Origin of the sequence: Tabrizicola thermarum, from assembly GCF_003574395.1 — a bacterium.
Classification (GTDB): Bacteria; Pseudomonadota; Alphaproteobacteria; order Rhodobacterales; family Rhodobacteraceae; genus Tabrizicola; species Tabrizicola thermarum.
In genome coordinates, this window is sequence record NZ_KZ984535.1 from 1 (window position 1) to 15779 (window position 15779).

13 protein-coding genes and 1 pseudogene are annotated in these 15779 nt (G+C 62.7%); 10 read left to right on the forward strand and 4 right to left on the reverse strand.

What is annotated here, in order from left to right; all coding sequences use genetic code 11:
* Positions 1–263 (forward strand): annotated as a pseudogene (locus D5084_RS00505) (transposase); the annotation flags it as partial.
* 27 nt (positions 264–290) lie between these two features.
* Here the strand turns inward: D5084_RS00505 and D5084_RS00510 are convergent.
* Positions 291–1361, reverse strand: a complete 1071-nt coding sequence (locus D5084_RS00510; protein ID WP_128513566.1) for a hypothetical protein — start codon at positions 1359–1361, stop codon at positions 291–293.
* 226 nt (positions 1362–1587) lie between these two features.
* Between D5084_RS00510 and D5084_RS00515 the strand changes: the two genes are divergently transcribed.
* Positions 1588–2472, forward strand: a complete 885-nt coding sequence (locus D5084_RS00515; protein ID WP_128513567.1) for a recombinase family protein — start codon at positions 1588–1590, stop codon at positions 2470–2472.
* Between the two features lie 47 nt (positions 2473–2519).
* A complete protein-coding gene (locus D5084_RS00520) occupies positions 2520–3683 on the forward strand; it encodes an ATP-binding protein (RefSeq protein WP_128513568.1) in 1164 nt (387 codons plus the stop codon).
* Positions 3684–3775: 92 nt separating this feature from the next.
* Here D5084_RS00520 and D5084_RS00525 read toward each other — a convergent pair whose 3' ends face one another.
* Positions 3776–4003: an AbrB/MazE/SpoVT family DNA-binding domain-containing protein gene (locus D5084_RS00525; protein WP_128513569.1), complete on the reverse strand. Its 228-nt coding sequence runs from the start codon at positions 4001–4003 to the stop codon at positions 3776–3778.
* A 209-nt stretch (positions 4004–4212) separates the two neighbouring features.
* On the opposite strand from D5084_RS00525, the gene repA reads away from it, so the two are divergent.
* The 6 genes from repA (at position 4213) to D5084_RS18495 (ending at position 11215) form a co-directional block, all read left to right on the forward strand.
* Positions 4213–5406, forward strand: coding sequence for a plasmid partitioning protein RepA (repA, locus tag D5084_RS00530; RefSeq protein ID WP_128513570.1), 1194 nt, complete (start codon positions 4213–4215; stop codon positions 5404–5406).
* On the forward strand, positions 5390–6322 hold the full coding sequence (gene repB / locus D5084_RS00535; protein ID WP_128513571.1) for a plasmid partitioning protein RepB: 933 nt from the start codon (positions 5390–5392) through the stop codon (positions 6320–6322). Before repA ends, repB begins: the two co-directional genes overlap by 17 nt.
* Positions 6323–6534: 212 nt before the next feature.
* Positions 6535–7794, forward strand: a complete 1260-nt coding sequence (repC, locus tag D5084_RS00540) for a plasmid replication protein RepC (RefSeq protein WP_128513576.1) — start codon at positions 6535–6537, stop codon at positions 7792–7794.
* A gap of 123 nt (positions 7795–7917) precedes the next feature.
* On the forward strand, positions 7918–10089 hold the full coding sequence (locus D5084_RS00545; RefSeq protein ID WP_128513572.1) for a ParB/RepB/Spo0J family partition protein: 2172 nt from the start codon (positions 7918–7920) through the stop codon (positions 10087–10089).
* Positions 10090–10188: 99 nt separating this feature from the next.
* The gene (locus tag D5084_RS00550) at positions 10189–10662 is read left to right on the forward strand and encodes a UCP036055 family protein (RefSeq protein ID WP_128513573.1); all 474 of its coding nucleotides are present in this window, start codon (positions 10189–10191) and stop codon (positions 10660–10662) included.
* A 388-nt stretch (positions 10663–11050) separates the two neighbouring features.
* Positions 11051–11215, forward strand: a complete 165-nt coding sequence (locus D5084_RS18495; protein ID WP_167384016.1) for a hypothetical protein — start codon at positions 11051–11053, stop codon at positions 11213–11215.
* A 442-nt stretch (positions 11216–11657) separates the two neighbouring features.
* Here D5084_RS18495 and D5084_RS00560 read toward each other — a convergent pair whose 3' ends face one another.
* Positions 11658–11975 (reverse strand): H-NS histone family protein, encoded by a 318-nt coding sequence (locus D5084_RS00560; RefSeq protein WP_128513574.1) that lies wholly within the window; start codon positions 11973–11975, stop codon positions 11658–11660.
* Positions 11976–12397: 422 nt separating this feature from the next.
* On the opposite strand from D5084_RS00560, the gene D5084_RS00565 reads away from it, so the two are divergent.
* Entirely contained in the window at positions 12398–12802 is a 405-nt protein-coding gene (locus D5084_RS00565; protein WP_128513575.1) for a single-stranded DNA-binding protein, read from the forward strand.
* Positions 12803–13011: 209 nt separating this feature from the next.
* On the opposite strand, the gene D5084_RS00570 is transcribed toward D5084_RS00565, so the two are convergent.
* Positions 13012–15639, reverse strand: coding sequence for an AAA family ATPase (locus D5084_RS00570; protein ID WP_238382467.1), 2628 nt, complete (start codon positions 15637–15639; stop codon positions 13012–13014).
* Between the last annotated feature and the right edge of the window lie 140 nt (positions 15640–15779).

Genomic DNA, 15779 nt, shown 5'->3' on the forward strand with positions numbered 1-15779 from the left:
GGCTGTTGGCTGACCGGGGCTATGACGCTGACTGGTTCAGAGATGCGTTGAAAGACAAGGGGATAAAGCCCTGCATCCCGGACAGGAAGTCGCGCGGCAAACCCATCAAGCACGACAAGCGACGCTAAAAACGGCGCAACCGGATCGAGATCATGTTCGGTCGGCTGAAGGACTGGCGCAGGGTTGCCACCCGCTATGACCGGTGCCCAAAGGTCTTCCTCTCAGCCGTCGCACTCGCCGCAACCGTCATGTTCTGGCTATGAATNCTAGGCTATCATTCCCAGCGCGAATTAAGCCGTGAGCACTCGCCACATCCTATACCGCCCTTGTCCGGTGACCTCGCGGATCAGACCGCGCGCTTCCATCCAGGCCAGGTTGCGTTGGACGGCGGCGCGGCTGGCTCCGGTGAAGGCCTCGGCCATCGGGGCAGAGATAAGGGGCCATTCGGTTAGAGCAGCGCGCAAGGCACGCGGGGTCTTGCCCGAGAGTGGCGCCATCTCGGTTTCTGCCCGCGCTGACCATGCCTCGATATCGTCTAAGTGCCGCATCGCAGTCAGGCAGGCGACATCCATCCCCTCAAGCCAGCGCGCCAGACGGTCAGCAGGTGGGCCGCCAGCACGCAGCCCCCCTGCCCCGCCCATGGCCAGAGGCGCAAAGACCGCGCCCTTGCCCTCGCCGGCTGCGACCCGCGCGGCTGTGACTGACGCCTCCATTCGATCGCCTTGCTGGCCGAGTCCCGCGAGGCTCCAGAGGTGAAAGCCCATGCAAGCACGGCTGATCGGGTGCAACTCGGAGGCTTGCGCCATCAGGTCCAGCCAACCGACTGCGCGATCCGCAAACAGTTCGGCCTCATCGGCGAGGTTCTCGGGGTCGCGGCGGTCAAGGAAGGCAGAAAGGTCCATCTTCGGTCCTGGCCCACCGGATAGCCGCCGCACCGCCCAACCGACACGCGCGAGCGCGGCAGTGTCGTCCTGTACCCCTGACAGGCGCATGGAGAGCCAGAGCGCCAGCCGATCAGGGCCGATGCGGTCACCCGCGAACCAGCTAAGGTGGGCAGCCTCGATCAGGGCAAGTCTGTGCCGCCATCCTTCCGGGCCGCGCTTCAGCCGGTCATCCAGTGCGCCGAGGCGACCGGCGACACAGGCAAGACGCGCGGCATGGCCCGCCTCGGCTTTCCGCCAATCCTCAAGGACTTCGGCTTCACACGGTTCGGCCCGTGGTCCGGGTGGCAAATAATCCGGTTCCTCTTCCATCGGACCGGGCAGGAACCAAAGATCGTTCTCGGACGCCTGTTCCACCTCCTCAGCGTCGAGGATGGGAGCATCATATTCATCATATAAGGAAGGCGCTGGAGGCTTCATATGTGCAAAATATATAAGTTTTGCACTTTACCCAAGGGTTTTGTCAGGAGGCGCTCACTCTCCTTATATAGCAAGCACCGGCGATGGTCGGCGAGGGCTCTCTGATCGCGCTCACTGTATAGAAACCAAGGGCTTTCTGTTGAGCAGGGCCACAGAGACTGCTCTTGCATCCGTTTATAATCGGTCGTTTATTGGCGGTATGCAAAACTGCAAACGGCTGGCTTTGATGCCCCTGATCGGCTACGCGCGCGTCTCGACCGAGGATCAGACCCCCCTGCCCCAGTCGCAGGCCCTGAAATCGGCGGGCTGCGCCGAGATCCACGAGGAGCAGGCCTCGGGCGGTAACCGCGCTCGTCCGGTGCTGGCCCGCGTGCTGGACCGGATCGGTAAAGGCGACACGCTGGTCGTCGTGCGCATCGACCGCCTTGCGCGATCGCTCTCGCACCTGCTGGAGGTGATCGAGCGGCTGGAGGCGAAAGGTGCCTATTTTCGCTCTCTTACCGATCCGATCGACACGTCCTCGCCGCAGGGCAAGTTCACCCTGCAAGTTCTCGGCGCCGCGGCCGAGTTCGAGCGCGCCCTGATCCGTGAACGCACCAAGGCCGGGCTGGCCAGCGCACGAACTAAAGGCCGGGTTGGCGGCAATCCGGGCCTGCGCGCCCGCGATCCCGCGGCGCTGCGCAAGGTGCGGCTGGCGCGGCAGGATGGCTACATGGAACGACTGAACGAGACGGCGCAGGACTGGGTTCCCCATGTCCGTCGCCTGCGTCCGGACTTGGCCTGGGAAGACGTAGTGCGCATCATCAACGGCCCCCTGCCCCGCGAGCGCCAATGGACGCAAAGCCGCCTTTTGCGCGCGGTCAACGCCTATGTCCGGGACGGCTTCCTACCGCCCACGGTACTGGACCGCGCCGGCCGCCGCGAAACCGACGACCGCCTGCCCGCCATCGTCGCCGCCATAAAGGGCGCGGACCCCGACATTACGCTTCAGGCGATCTGCAACCGACTGGAAGCGATGCGCGAGCGCACTCCCCGGGGGCGGACAAGCTGGCAGCCGTCATCCGTGAAAATGCTGCTGGAGCGGGCGGAGAGGCTTGGCTTGCTGGGTTGAGCACAATAACCTTGCAAATCTTCCATGAAGTGGAGTAATTGCAAGGTATGTATCATCGCCACGCTACTCAGACCGTTCAATCCGCCCTCGACGCTCAAGCGGCGGTTGTCCTCTTAGGGCCTCGGCAGGTTGGCAAGACCACCCTCGCGCTCGAGATAGCTGGACAACGCCCATCCGTGTACCTTGATCTGGAACGCGACGCAGATCGACGGGTCCTGACAGAGCCCGATCTGTATCTGGACGAACAAGTCGGCAAACTCGTCATCCTTGATGAGGTCCAGCAGATGCCGGACCTGTTCAAGACCCTCCGCGGACAGATCGACATGCGACGTCGCAAGGGGACCCGCACAGGGCAGTTCCTTCTGCTTGGGTCTGCATCGAATGTGCTTCTGCATCAATCGGCCGAGTCCCTTGCTGGGCGTGTTCGTTATATCGAAATGCCGCCACTCCTGCTGGACGAAGTCGGCAAGGACAGAATGAACGACCTGTGGCTGAGAGGCGGTTTCCCTGACAGCTTCCAAGCAGATAGTGACCAGAACAGTCTGGCCTGGCGTGAGGATTTCCTGCGCACCTACCTCGAACGCGATATCCCTGCCCTTGGGCCGCGCATCCCGGCTGCAACACTGCGCCGTTTCTGGACGATGCTGGCGCATGCGCAGGGTGGCCTGCTGAATGCGAGCGCGCTTGCCGAGGGTCTGGGCGTCTCGGGCCAGACGGTGGGACGATACCTTGATCTGCTCGTAGATCTCATGCTGGTGCGGCGCCTGCAGCCTTGGCATGAGAATGCCGGCAAGCGCCTCGTCAAGTCGCCAAAGGTCTTTGTCAGGGATAGCGGCCTCGTCCATGCCTTGCTTGGCCTCGGTTCGATGGAAAGCCTGCTAGGGCACCCGGTGGTCGGTGGAAGCTGGGAAGGGTTCTGCATCGAGACCCTGATCGCCGCCGCGCCAGTGGCGACGGAACCCTACTTCTACCGGACTGCGGCGGGTGCTGAGCTTGACCTTGTTCTGCGACTTCCCGGGGCTGCGATCTGGGCCATCGAGATCAAGCGCACCACAGCACCCAAGGTGTCGCGCGGTTTCCACATCGCAGTTGACGACATCAAGGCGGACCGGAAGATCTTGGTCTATGCTGGTGAACGGGAGGTGCCAGCAGGTGACGGTCTGCGTGCAATGCCTTTGGTCACCGCCGTGGACCAGTTGCGCAATCTGTAGGGCTCTCGACAAGCGTCAAAGACTCGTCACGCGCTCCGCCGCTTCTAGCTAAGCCAAGGACAAACCCACCCTCCCCTTGCAAACAGGTCCCCCTACCGGCTGTGAGCATCGTCGCGGCCAAGGCGCTCATTGGCGGGAAGTCGACCGCGAAACTGTCGCAAGCTGTCCAGCACCTCACAGGTGCGCGGCAAGCGACGAGCCCGCAGAACATCATTATCGCGGATCAAGTCGATCCGGTCACCCTCCGCCAGCCCGAGCTCTCTGACCAGCTTTACAGGCAGGCGCACCGCCAGGGAGTTGCCCCATCTCTCGACTTTCATCCTGACCTCCCGAGACCACTAACGCTGAGAAAGCTACATCCTCATGAACGCCAGAAAAAGCTTGGCCATCGAGGCCCACTGTGCTTGTGCTTGCTGTACGCTCAGACACTAGATGTGGGAAAGGCTTGCACGAATCTGGTTGGTCGGGCAATAGTCTCGAAAAATACCGCGCGGTCACATAAAAATCGCGCCCACGGATCGAGCAGGGCATGACCGAGACAGACAAAGACCTAGACGTCGCCATTGGCCACTACGCCGAACTCCTGGCGTCGAACCTGCACGCACAACGCGCAGCGCACTTCCCGCCTGACGCGAAGAAGGTGATGCGCAGCTTGACGAGCGGTGAGGCGGCCGAGCTGCTCGGTGTCGATCACACCTACCTCCGCAAACTTCATCGGGAAGGCAAGATTTCGGACGTCGAAACGACGGCTGGCAGTCATCGCCGCTACACCCTCGACGATGTCTGGGAGATCAGACAGAGCCTCGAAGCCAATGCAAAGAAGCCAGGCACTTATGTGCCGGGGCGTCGCAAGGGCGACGAGTTGCAGGTGATTTCGGTCGTGAACTTCAAGGGTGGATCGGGCAAGACCACGACATCGGCTCACCTTGCTCAGAGGCTTGCGTTCAAAGGCTATCGGGTACTGGCCATCGACCTGGATCCGCAGGCGTCTTTGTCCGCCTTGCATGGGATCCAGCCTGAACTGGACCTCATGGAGGGCGGGACGCTGTACGACGCGGTCCGTTATGACGACCCTGTCCCGGTTTCCGAGGTCATCAGGAAGACCTACATCCGCGGCCTGGACCTTATTCCGGGCAATCTCGAGCTTATGGAGTTCGAGCATGAGACCCCGGCCGCGATTCAGCGCGGCGGTGCACGCGCTTTCTTCGCGAGGGTCCGTGACGCCCTCGACAGCGTCGAGAGCGACTATGATGTCGTCGTGATAGACTGCCCTCCGCAATTGGGCTTCCTGACTATGTCTGCCCTTTCCGCGTCCTCGGGGGTCCTGGTCACTGTCCACCCACAGATGCTCGACCTCATGTCGATGTCGCAGTTCCTGCGGATGACGGCCGACCTGTTGGGTGTGATCCGTGACGCGGGCGCCAACCTGCGTTTCGATTGGCTGCGGTTCTTGCCGACCCGCTACAAGGTGGGCGACGCCCCACAGACCGAGGTGATCGCCTTCATCCGAGGGCTCTTCGGGCGTTCGGTGCTTACTAACCATATGGTCGAGTCGACGGCGATATCGGATGCCGGGCTGACTAAGCAGACCCTGTATGAGGCGGACAAGAAGGACTTCACGCGCCAGACCTTCGACCGCGCTATCGAGTCCATGAATGCCGTCAACGACGAGATCGCAGCGATCATCCAGAGCACGTGGGGACGCAATGGCAAGAAAGCCTAAACTGGGACTGCCATTGCAGACCTTGCGCAATGCTCCCGACGCTCTTGAGGGACGCAGGCTGCGAGGCGGCGTGTTCGAAATCGAGCCTGACCATGTCGAGACCGTGGGCAGGCTGGATGACCGTCTCCAAATCGAGATTGCTGGACTGAAGGCATCGATCTCTAGAAGCGGCCAGCGGGTGCCGATCCTCGTGCGACCTCTCGAAGGGGATCGCTACAGCCTGATCTACGGGCGGCGGCGGCTTGAAGCCTGCCGGGATCTCGGGATCAAGGTCCGTGCGATCGTAACTGAAATGGACGGGGATCAGGCTCTTCGGGATCAACTGCTCGAGAACCAGGAACGACGTGATCTGAGCTTCATTGAACGGGCCTTGGTCGCGGCGGCATTGCTCAATGGTGATCACCTGGGAGAGGCGGAACGCACCAACAAGGGTGTGGCAGAGGTTCTGGGGCTCACAGAAGCCGGTGTGTCGCAGCTGTTAAGTGTCGTTCGCGCAGTTGGTGAGAGCCTCGTACTTGCGATCGGTGCGGCACCTGGTATCGGCCGGCCTCGTTGGGAGGAGCTCAAGAAGTCATTGGGCGATGCATCTGTGGACCGCGAGAACCTCGCTGCAGTAGCGGCAGAGACCAGGTCCTCTCACTCCGGTGGACCTGACGAAAAGTCAGACGCCGCGTTCCTTGCCGTCCTCGCCGCAGTGGTGCAGGCAGAGCGGCCGACCCGTCCATCAGGTCCCCGAGGGGCGCCGAGTTTGGCCATTCCGGGTGTCGGGGCTGCAACCATCGCGACAGGGCGCCGCGGCCGACAGTTCAAGCTCGAGCTGAAGGCCGAGGACAGAGATTTCGTCAGCTGGCTGGAGGGCAAGGCCCCGCAGCTGATCGCCGAACTTCACGAGCGCTGGAAGCGCAAGGAAGACTGAGGAAGAGCAACAACCAAAAAGGAGGCACGAGACAGGCAGAAAAGAAAAAGGCCCCGAGAAGCAAGCTTCACGAGACCTTTCTTAGGTTTCGCACGGGACCAGCCCGCTACAAAACTCAGTTTTCGCACCTCAGAATGTAGCGATCTGGCCCCTTTCCCGCAAGCGCAAAGCGATTCGCGGGCCAGTGAAATTTTGCCTTCGTGAATGAAATCATGGAGTACACACCAATTTCGCCGTTTATGCGGCCGATCTCGCATGCCCATCTGCGTGTGGTCGAGCGACCGGAGGCTTCCGTTCCGGGCAAGCCCGTCAACAAGTGGGAGCTCCTTCGCGAGCTGTCCAAGGCGCAGGCCGCCTTTGGGGTTTCCGAGCGCGATCTGACCGTCCTGCAGGGGCTGCTCAGCTTCTTTCCGGATGATGCGCTTGGCGGGAACGCCGAAATGGTCGTCTTCCCGTCGAACAAGGCAATCTGCGAGCGGCTGAACGGCATGCCCTGCTCCACGATGCGCCGTCACCTGGCCCGCTTGATCGAGGCTGGCTTGCTCATGCGGCGCGATAGCCCTAACGGGAAACGCTATGTCCGAAAGCACGGTGAAGAGCGCGTGGCCTTCGGCTTCGATCTGTCGCCACTCTACTGCCGATCCGAAGAGGTTGCACGGGCCGCCGAGGCTGTGCGTGAGGCCGAGGACCGTGTCCGGAGACTGCGGGAGGTCGTGAGCCTCATGCGGCGCGATCTTGCTGCCCTGGCGGAGTTCGGAGAAGAGGTCCAGCCAGGCCTCGGCCTCTGGGATCAGTTTCGCGACAAGGCTGTTCTCACAGCGCGCGCCCTTCGCCGCAAGCTCACGCTCGAGGAGCTCTCCGCATATCGGACTGACCTGGAAGCCCTTCTCGATCATGCACGGAAGGTTATTGATGGTCCTGAAACAGAAGAAATGAACACCAATGGTGCCAATATTGAGCGTCACCACCATAATTCAAATAAAGAATCCATAGATCTTGAACCTGCCTTAGAAAAAGGCGGGGCGGCGGCCGGCGCGCCAGATGTTGAAACGGATGCACCTGGTGCTGACGTGGAAGAAGCGGACACAAGACGCGTACCAAAGATCCCGCTCCATCTGGTGATCGCGGGCTGCCCGTCGCTCAAGACCTTCTACCAAGGCGATATCCGCCACTGGCATCAGCTTTTCGACGCGGCTTGCCATGTGCGGCCGGCCATGGGGATCAGTGCTTCCGCTTGGGAAGAAGCGCAACGGTTCATGGGCCCCGAGCAGGCATCGATCGTTGTTGTCGCCATGCTGGAACGCTTCGCCGACATCCGATCGCCCGGTGGCTATCTCCGTGCGCTGACATCGAAGGCGGCGGCGGGCGAGTTCTCCTGCGGGCCGATGGTCATGGCACTGATGTCCCGGCGAACTGCTGCACAACAGCTGTTAAGTCTTTCTGGAGCGATTACCAAGTTCGACGCGACTTAACAGCTGTAAAGTCGCGCTTCGCTGGGTCAGCAGCCGGAGAGAGGGAAAGGAAGGCGGGTTTAAGGGATGACGGTGAGTGAGATCGGGAGAGTGGCTTCCGGCGCCCGTCGTGGAGAAGATCTGATGGCGAAAGCAGCCCAGAAAGTCACCCTGTCCCCGTCGCGGGACATCCCCTTCGACAAGCTCGTGCTGAGCCAGTCCAACGTGCGGCGCATCAAGGCCGGCGTCTCGGTCGAGGAACTGGCCGAGGACATCGCGCGGCGCGGGCTCCTGCAGAGCCTGAACGTCCGGCCCGTGCTCGATGCCGACGGTGTCGAGACCGGCACGTTCGAGATCCCGGCCGGTGGCCGCCGCTTCCAGGCGCTGTCGCTGCTGGTGAAGCAGAAACGGCTGGCAAAGACCGCACCGATCCCCTGTATCGTTCGGGATGCCGCGTCCGAGATTCTGGCCGAGGATGACTCGCTGGCGGAGAACATGCAGCGCGTGGCCCTGCACCCGCTGGACCAGTTCCGCGCATTTCAGGCTCTTCGTGAGAAGGGCCAGGGCGAGGAAGCGATCGCGGCGGCCTTCTTCGTCACCCCGCAGATCGTGAAGCAGCGCCTGAAACTTGCGTCCGTGGCCCCTGCCCTGCTCGAGGTCTATGCGGAGGATGGCATGACGCTCGAACAACTGATGGCCTTCACCGTGAACCCGGATCATGCGCGTCAGGCGCAGGTCTGGGATGCGGTGAAGAACTCCTGGAACAAGGAGCCCTACGCCATACGGCGCATGCTCACGGAGACCTCGGTCCGGGCGTCTGATCGCCGCGCGGTGTTCGTCGGTGTCGATGCCTATGAGGCGGCCGGCGGTGTCGTCCTGCGCGATTTCTTCCAGGGCGATGACGGAGGCTGGCTCGAGGACCCTGCCCTGCTCGATCGGCTGGTCTCCGAGAAGCTCCAGGCCGAAGCCGAGGCGTTGGCCTCGGATGGCTGGAAGTGGATCGAGGTGGCGACCGACCTGCCCTATGGCTACAGCCACGGTCTGCGGCGTCTGGCCGGTGATCCCGCGCCGATGACCGACGAGGAAAGCGCGGCCCATACGACGCTCCTCGCGGAGTATCGGGCGCTGGAGGAAGAATACTCCGGCCAGGACGAGTACCCCGAGGAGATCGATGCCCGGCTGGGTCAACTCGAGATGGCGATGGAAGCGCTCGAACAGCGGCCTCTGATCTACGAACCGACCGAGATTGTGCGCGCGGGCGTCTTCGTGACGCTGGATCAGGATGGCAGTCTCGCGATCTATCGCGGGTACGTTCGGCCAGAGGACGAGCCGCACGAGGAGACCGCGGTCCAGGATGGCGATGGTGTGGATGCCATGGGGCAGGGGGGTGATGTCGGCGGTTCCAGCTGGAAACCGTCGGCGACCTCCGCTGGCGGCACCGTCATCACCTCGGGCGGTCAGCCGATTGGTGCGGATGCGTCCGAGGAGGAAGACGACGGAGCGCTGAAGCCGCTGCCCGAACGGCTGGTCATGGAACTGACGGCCCATCGGACCCTTGCGCTGCGCGAGGCTATCGGGCGGTCGCCGGACGTTGCGCTGACGCTCCTGCTCCTGAAGCTGGTGACGGACACCTTCCGCACCTCCTCAGCCTCCGGCAGCTGCCTCGAAGCCTCGGTCCGCCACGTCTACATGTCGGCTCAAGCGCCCGATCTGAAGGACAGCGTTGTAGCAAAGCTGGTCGATGAGCGTCACGCGGCGTGGGAGGCCGATCTGCCTCTCGGCGATGATGCAGCGCTCTGGGATTATCTGTCCGTTCTCGACCAAGGCAGCCGTTTGGCGCTGCTGGCACATTGCCTCAGCTTCGGGATCAACGCGCTCCATGAGAAGGTGAACCCCTATGGGGCGGGCATCTCCGCCAGCGGTCTGACTCGTCGCATGGCGCATGCCGACCTCGTGGCTCGCGCTGTCGATCTCGACATGGTCGAGGCGGGCTGGGAGCCCACGGTTGATGCCTATCTTAACCGTGTGCCCAAGGCCCGGATCCTCGAAGCCGTTCGTGAGGCGAAGGGGGAGGGGACTGCGCAGCTTCTCGATCACCTGAAGAAGGGCGAGATGGCGACTGAGGCCGAACGGCTCCTCAAGGGCAGCGGCTGGTTGCCCGAGGTCCTGCGCCGCGCTGATCTGGCGGTGGACGACGGCGAGGAGATTGCAGAAGGGCAGGGGGAGCACGCGGGTCAGCCCGAGGATGTCGATCTCCCGGCCTTCCTGACGGCCGATCTGCCGGAAAGCGATGCGTCGATGATGGCGGCAGAGTGATCTGAGCCATCCGGGGGCGGGAAAACCCGCCCCCATTCCAACAAATTACAGCAATATCAATATGATGAATGCGAACGCTCGCATTCGGGATGAGGAACCATGTCTGCAACAACCATCATCGACACAGCCCCTCTCGGGGCGCTGATCCGCTACACCGACGGCAGTCCCAAGCCGCCAGTACGCTTCACCAAGAAGCTTGCAGCCTGGGAGCGTTCGAACGGCGTCGGCCGTCTCGTGAAGAAGGAGCCGCCCCGGGTCTATCCGACCTGGACGGGACCGGCCTCCTTCACGCTGCATGAGGGGAACTTCTCCTCGGACGGGGTGATCCTCGTTACCATCATGCGCAGCCATTCGGCGGACAGCGGGTTGATCTTCGAAGTGGCCGAGGAACCGAAGGCCGGACAGGTGCGCGTGCTCCTGGACTTCGGTGGCAACACCGAGTTGCTGCATCTGGCGGAGTCGATCACCGCGGCCAAGCTCTGGATCGCGCGGGAGGGTTATCGCAACGCACGGTTTGAGATCGTCGGCGCCGAGGACGGCGATAGGGCAGGGGGCGCGGACCTGGCCGCCTGAGCCCTGAGAAGGCGTGAGGGGCCTGCCGAAGGGCAGCCCTCTCACCGACCACACCCTCGTCCCGCCATGACGCGGGGCACCATAGGATCCATCCCCAAAGACGAAGGTCTTCAACCAAGAGCCCGCCCGGGAGGCTGGCGGTGTTCCAAGCATCAGCGGGACAACCGGCTCCTGACGTTGGAGGACCATCCCCCGCTCGCCATTCCCTTCCTTGCCCCGAATCCCGTCTTCGAGATCAACCCGCGAGGGGTCGGACTACAGGCAAGCCCGTGCCGCCGGGTGGATTCGGGCGAGCCGAACGCACCCGATGATGTCAGCCAGTCTTCGGGCCTGCGGGGTCCTGTCGCGCGGGGGATGGTCCCCCGCCTCCAAGACAGGAGCCAAACAGATGTCCCGCAAAGATGCTCACGCCTTCGCCGCCTCCCTCGCCGCCACGCTCATGGTCTCGATCGTCGTCTTTCAGGCAGGGGATGGAACCTTCGGCGCCGTCCCCGCCGATGAAATCGACGGCGACGAGGTTCAGGTGATCGCTGAGGTCGACCCGTGGGCATGATGCCCACGGACAACAAGGGCTCGGCGTCGGGGCAGGGGCCCCGATCCGGGCCTGTCGCCTGTCCGCTGTTCCAGCCGACCGGCAGAATGTGCCGACGATGGTCGGCATGGCGATCCTGACACGATCGAAGCACACGCCTCGGCACCCGGCGTCTCTATCGGCATTATCCGTCATTGAGGGTGGCGGAAAGGACTGCTCGCCTTGAATTCGAGCGGCAAGCACTTGAGGCGCGGAATGGACCCATCCGTCACAGGGTTGCCGAGCATGAGAGGCACTATAGGAGCGGCAAAGTGGTTCTGGTCAAAGGACATCACCGAGGTCAGGTGCCGATGCCAAGTCTGCCGACGCGCGTGATGGGTCCGAAGTCTGATGGGGCCAGTTTTGAGTTTTCGGCTACCGAGCCGTCAAACCAAGACTGACCCGGCATTTTCCGGCCGTGATTTCAGAACGCCAGGTCGCTCGGGTCTTTGCCCGCGCTGATGTGGTCCGCAATCCATTGCGGTTTTCGGCCACGGCCCGACCAGGTGAGAGCCGCGTTCTCAGGGTGACGGTATTTCGCAGCGGCTGGCGCACGGGTGGCTTTGACCTCGACGCCTATCAGGTCGGCAAGGGCGTAGCCCATCTCCTTGGCGATGGCTTCCAGCTTGGCGCGGGCTTCTGACTTGTGCCGGTCTTCGTAAGTGGAAATCGCCTTGGCGAGGTCCTTCTGCAATTGCCACAGTTCCTTAAGCGACATCGCCTCGAGATTGAAATCAGCCATTGGGCCCTCGTGTCCTGAATGATGCATCCGGGATAGCCGTCAGGTCGCAACATCGCAACTCCCACGGAGGTCACCGCGATAGGGTAGGGGGATGAGGTTGGCTTGAGCCGCAGGGTCGATGCTTTCGTAAAGGCTTCAACCCCGCTGCCTTGGCCAGGAAGGCCGAGTTCTGCGAGAGCCCCAGGTCGCTCCCATCCCCGGTGCCATCCCTTCGACTGACAATCCCCTAAGCCTGTTCGGCCTCTGGCGCGCAACCCCGCGTCAGTCCGGGCCGTGTTGCCCCTTTGGGGCTGCCCGCTCCACCCCGGCCCTCTGGGGGTTTCCGGTCGCCGTTCCGTCTCCCGTGCACGCCTCAGCCGACAGGCTTTTTCCGGGTCTTGTCGAAGGGACGGACCCAGGGACAGGAAACACAGGAGCTTACCATGCAGAACATCGTCATCCTCGCCGGCAACATCGGTCAGAAGCCCGAAGCGCGCTCGACCCAAAGCGGCACGAAGATCACCAACTTCACCCTGGCCACCTCGCGGCCGCGTCTCTCGGAAGGTCGCGTGATGCGCGACGAGAACGGCTACCGGGTCATGGACACCGAATGGCACCGCATCACCTGCTTCAACGGTCTCGGCAAGACGGTCGCGGAGCATTGCGAAAAGGGCATGAAGGTCCTCGTCCACGGCCGCATCCACTATAGCAAGTGGACCGACGCAACTGGCACTGACCGCTACGGCTGCGAGATCATCGCCGAGAAGGTCGACTTCCTGAGCCGCCCGAAGTCGGCCGAGAACGAAAACCCCGAGCTGGTCGACCGCGACGACGAGATCCCGTTCTGAAAAGAACGGGGTCTCCCCCCTCGGGCCCGGCGGAGCAATCCGCCGGGTTCGGCAGCTTCAGGCCCTAAGCGGATAGTCGACCTCGCTGCAGTCGGCCAAGGAGGCTCCATAATGCAGCCATCTGAATGAGATTGCTGCATCCCTTATCTTCATGGAAGCGGTCCCGTTCGGATCACCCCCGATGCAAGGCTGCGCGGCATGAAGCGTGATCAAGCGGCCTTCTCCTGCCGCGACCGAATGTCGGCGATCCAATTTTCCAATGCGTCGATTTCGGCATGGATCACGGATGGCGCGGGCAGCCGGGGATTGATCTCGCCAGGCCGGCTGTGGAGGAGCGCGGAGCAGCGGCCGAACGCCTCGCGCATAGCGGTGCAATCCGCGTTGGTGAGGACGGTGAGCTTGATGAGGCCCGTCGTTTCGACCTTGCGGGACAGGCGGCGGATCACAGGGCCGACCACTTCTTCGACGGCGCGTTCCCAGGTGGTGCGGAGTTGGTCCTGGAAGGACGTCACCTCGCGCAGCCACTTCGCCTGGTCGCCTCGTTCGTGATGGATTTTCACGTTGGCGAGGTGCGTCTTCATTCCATCGATCACCCTATCAAGAGGCATGACGTTGGCCGGCGGGTCCTGATGACAATAGCCCGCGTTTTCCGTCCCGCGACTGATCAGGCGATACGCTACCGGCGTCGCATCGCGATCTTTGGTTGCCCGGCAGGCTTCATCGAGAAGGAGCAAGAACGCCATATCGTGGGTGAAGACGATGACCTGGCGGGTCTGTCCGGCATCGGCCAGTCGAGCGGCAACCCTGTCGCGATGCAAATGGTCGAGCGAAGAAACGGGGTCGTCGAACACGATCGCGGATTGCGCATCGATGGTCGACAGCTCGGCAAGAAAGGCGGCGAGCGCGACGCAGCGATGCTCGCCTTCGCTCAAGACCTTGCCGACCGGCTCGCTCGGCTTGTTGATCAGCCGGACCTGGAAGAAGGGGACGCCAGCTGTGGTTTTGGCTTGCTGAAGTTCGATAGCGAGACCGGCGACCCCGAGTTTGTCTACCTCGATCGCAAACCTACCGCGCAAGCGGTTGGTGACCAGCGCCTTGGCGACACGAGCGCTCTGGGTGGTGATCTTGTTCGTCGCAGTGTCCTTGCTGGCTTTCTCGATCACCTCGATGGCCTTGAGGCGCTCGATCTGGGCAAGCACATCGGCTTTCACTACGTTGAGCCACTTTCGATCGGCGAGGCCGTCGCGCTCGGCGATGAGCGCGGCGCGCTGCGGGGAACTGGCCTCGGACTGCAGGCCTTCGATGCGCGTGGCGATGCCACTGAGCGCCGTGCGTAGCGGATCAAGCGAGATGGTTCCTGCGAGCGGAAGATCGGGCAGAACCGCAAGGCCGTGAGTTCTCAGGATGGCACGCAGCCGCCACGCGAGATGGAGGGTCTCGCGGCGAAGGGCGCTCGCGAATTCCTCTTGCCCGATGTCATTGCGGATCGTCGCGACGATTGCCGCAAGATCTTTCATGGAGATGGCTTGCGCCGAGACCTTCTCGAGCTTTTCGTCATACGCGTCCGCGGCTTCCTGTTCGCGGCGCTTGCTTTCGTCCTGCACGAAAGCCTCGAAGCTGCTGAGCCGCTTCGAAGCTTCCTCACTGAGAGGCTGCTGGCAGAGGACGCAATGGGCGCCAGTCCCGGTTACGGGAAACGGATGGTCGGGATAGGCGGAGGCGCGCGAATAGTCCCGGGCAGCCTCCCAAAGGGCCTTCCAGACGTCCGAGCCGATGTCGGGTAGCGGCTCATCGGCGAACAGGTTGGCGGAGGCAGCCGAGGAGGCGGAGCGCGCTGTTGCAAGGTGCGCGCGAGCTGTGCGCAGCGCTGCCCGGCTTTCCTCCGTCGCGGCGGCGATTAGGCGCTCGAGCTCCTCGATCGCTGACTTGATCCGGGCTTCTTGGCCCTTGAGCTGGCGGACGGTACGCGCCGGGTCGCTGGCCAGGTCTGAGCTGAGCGTTTGAAGTCGCGCTTCTTCTTCGGCGTTCAGGCCTGCCAGCTTGTCAACAGCTTCCTGTTTCGTCTTGCCCGACAGGCCAGCGATCAGCTTGCCGACGGTCGTGTCTGGCTTGCAGTCCGGTTTCGACAGAACTGCGGGCGTCTGCTCCTGCAGCGCTTTGATTTCGGCCGTCAGCTTGGCCTTTACGTCTTGGCAGGCCTGTGCCAGCCCGGCGAGGATGCGGAGCGGGAGCGGCGTGTAGGCTAGGTCGTTGGTGTTCTCTACGTGGACATTGGCGGTTCGAGAATCGAACACGCTCACAGCCGACAACATTGCATCCGGCGATGTGCCTTGCGTCCAGGCTGCGCTGCGCTTTTGTGCGCCTATGAAGAAGTCGATGCTGGCGGCGGGAGTGCCGCTCGCGGCCGTGTAGATATTGGGCAGGATTCCGTCGCCTTTCGGCGAACGCGCACGGCAGAGCTGCTTAAGCACGCGGGCATAGCCCGATTTGCCGGCGCCATTGTCCCCGTAGATGACGGTGAGGCCGGTCTTCCCGAAGGAGAGCCGCTCGCCCGGGGCGAGGGCGTTCACATTGGACAGCCCGTAAAGTGCCCCTAGCGTAACGACCGCGTGGCTTGCGGCGGGGTCGCGGAGGTGGGTTGCGTCGAGCGGGGCTCCTTGCTCTACGGCCTTGCAGATGGAGACCAATGCCGTGATGTCTGCGGCCTCCAGTTTTGTCTGGCTACAGAGCCGACGCAGCGCGTCGCGCTGCCATGCTGGGAGATCCGCTGACCATTTGAGGATATCTGCGAGCGCTGCCGCTTCATTCGAAAGATCATTCACCTGCGCTTCCATCATTCTGCCTCCTGACCTTGCGATTTTTGAATCGCCCCGGCTTTGCCGGAGGCTGATATCAGTTAGGGTCAGGACCCATTGATTTTGTGGGCTCGGCCTGATTCAAGCTCCGCAAGGAGACTGGATCATGAGCAACCTTTTCT

Bases quoted from the DNA above. Each gene is read 5' to 3' on its own strand.
- D5084_RS00510 (WP_128513566.1), bottom strand. From the start codon at position 1,361: ATGAAGCCTCCAGCGCCTTCCTTATATGATGAATATGATGCTCCCATC.
- D5084_RS00515 (WP_128513567.1), top strand. From the start codon at position 1,588: ATGCCCCTGATCGGCTACGCGCGCGTCTCGACCGAGGATCAGACCCCC.
- D5084_RS00520 (WP_128513568.1), top strand. From the start codon at position 2,520: ATGTATCATCGCCACGCTACTCAGACCGTTCAATCCGCCCTCGACGCT.
- D5084_RS00525 (WP_128513569.1), bottom strand. From the start codon at position 4,003: ATGAAAGTCGAGAGATGGGGCAACTCCCTGGCGGTGCGCCTGCCTGTA.
- repA (WP_128513570.1), top strand. From the start codon at position 4,213: ATGACCGAGACAGACAAAGACCTAGACGTCGCCATTGGCCACTACGCC.
- repB (WP_128513571.1), top strand. From the start codon at position 5,390: ATGGCAAGAAAGCCTAAACTGGGACTGCCATTGCAGACCTTGCGCAAT.
- repC (WP_128513576.1), top strand. From the start codon at position 6,535: ATGGAGTACACACCAATTTCGCCGTTTATGCGGCCGATCTCGCATGCC.
- D5084_RS00545 (WP_128513572.1), top strand. From the start codon at position 7,918: ATGGCGAAAGCAGCCCAGAAAGTCACCCTGTCCCCGTCGCGGGACATC.
- D5084_RS00550 (WP_128513573.1), top strand. From the start codon at position 10,189: ATGTCTGCAACAACCATCATCGACACAGCCCCTCTCGGGGCGCTGATC.
- D5084_RS18495 (WP_167384016.1), top strand. From the start codon at position 11,051: ATGTCCCGCAAAGATGCTCACGCCTTCGCCGCCTCCCTCGCCGCCACG.
- D5084_RS00560 (WP_128513574.1), bottom strand. From the start codon at position 11,975: ATGGCTGATTTCAATCTCGAGGCGATGTCGCTTAAGGAACTGTGGCAA.
- D5084_RS00565 (WP_128513575.1), top strand. From the start codon at position 12,398: ATGCAGAACATCGTCATCCTCGCCGGCAACATCGGTCAGAAGCCCGAA.
- D5084_RS00570 (WP_238382467.1), bottom strand. From the start codon at position 15,639: ATGATGGAAGCGCAGGTGAATGATCTTTCGAATGAAGCGGCAGCGCTC.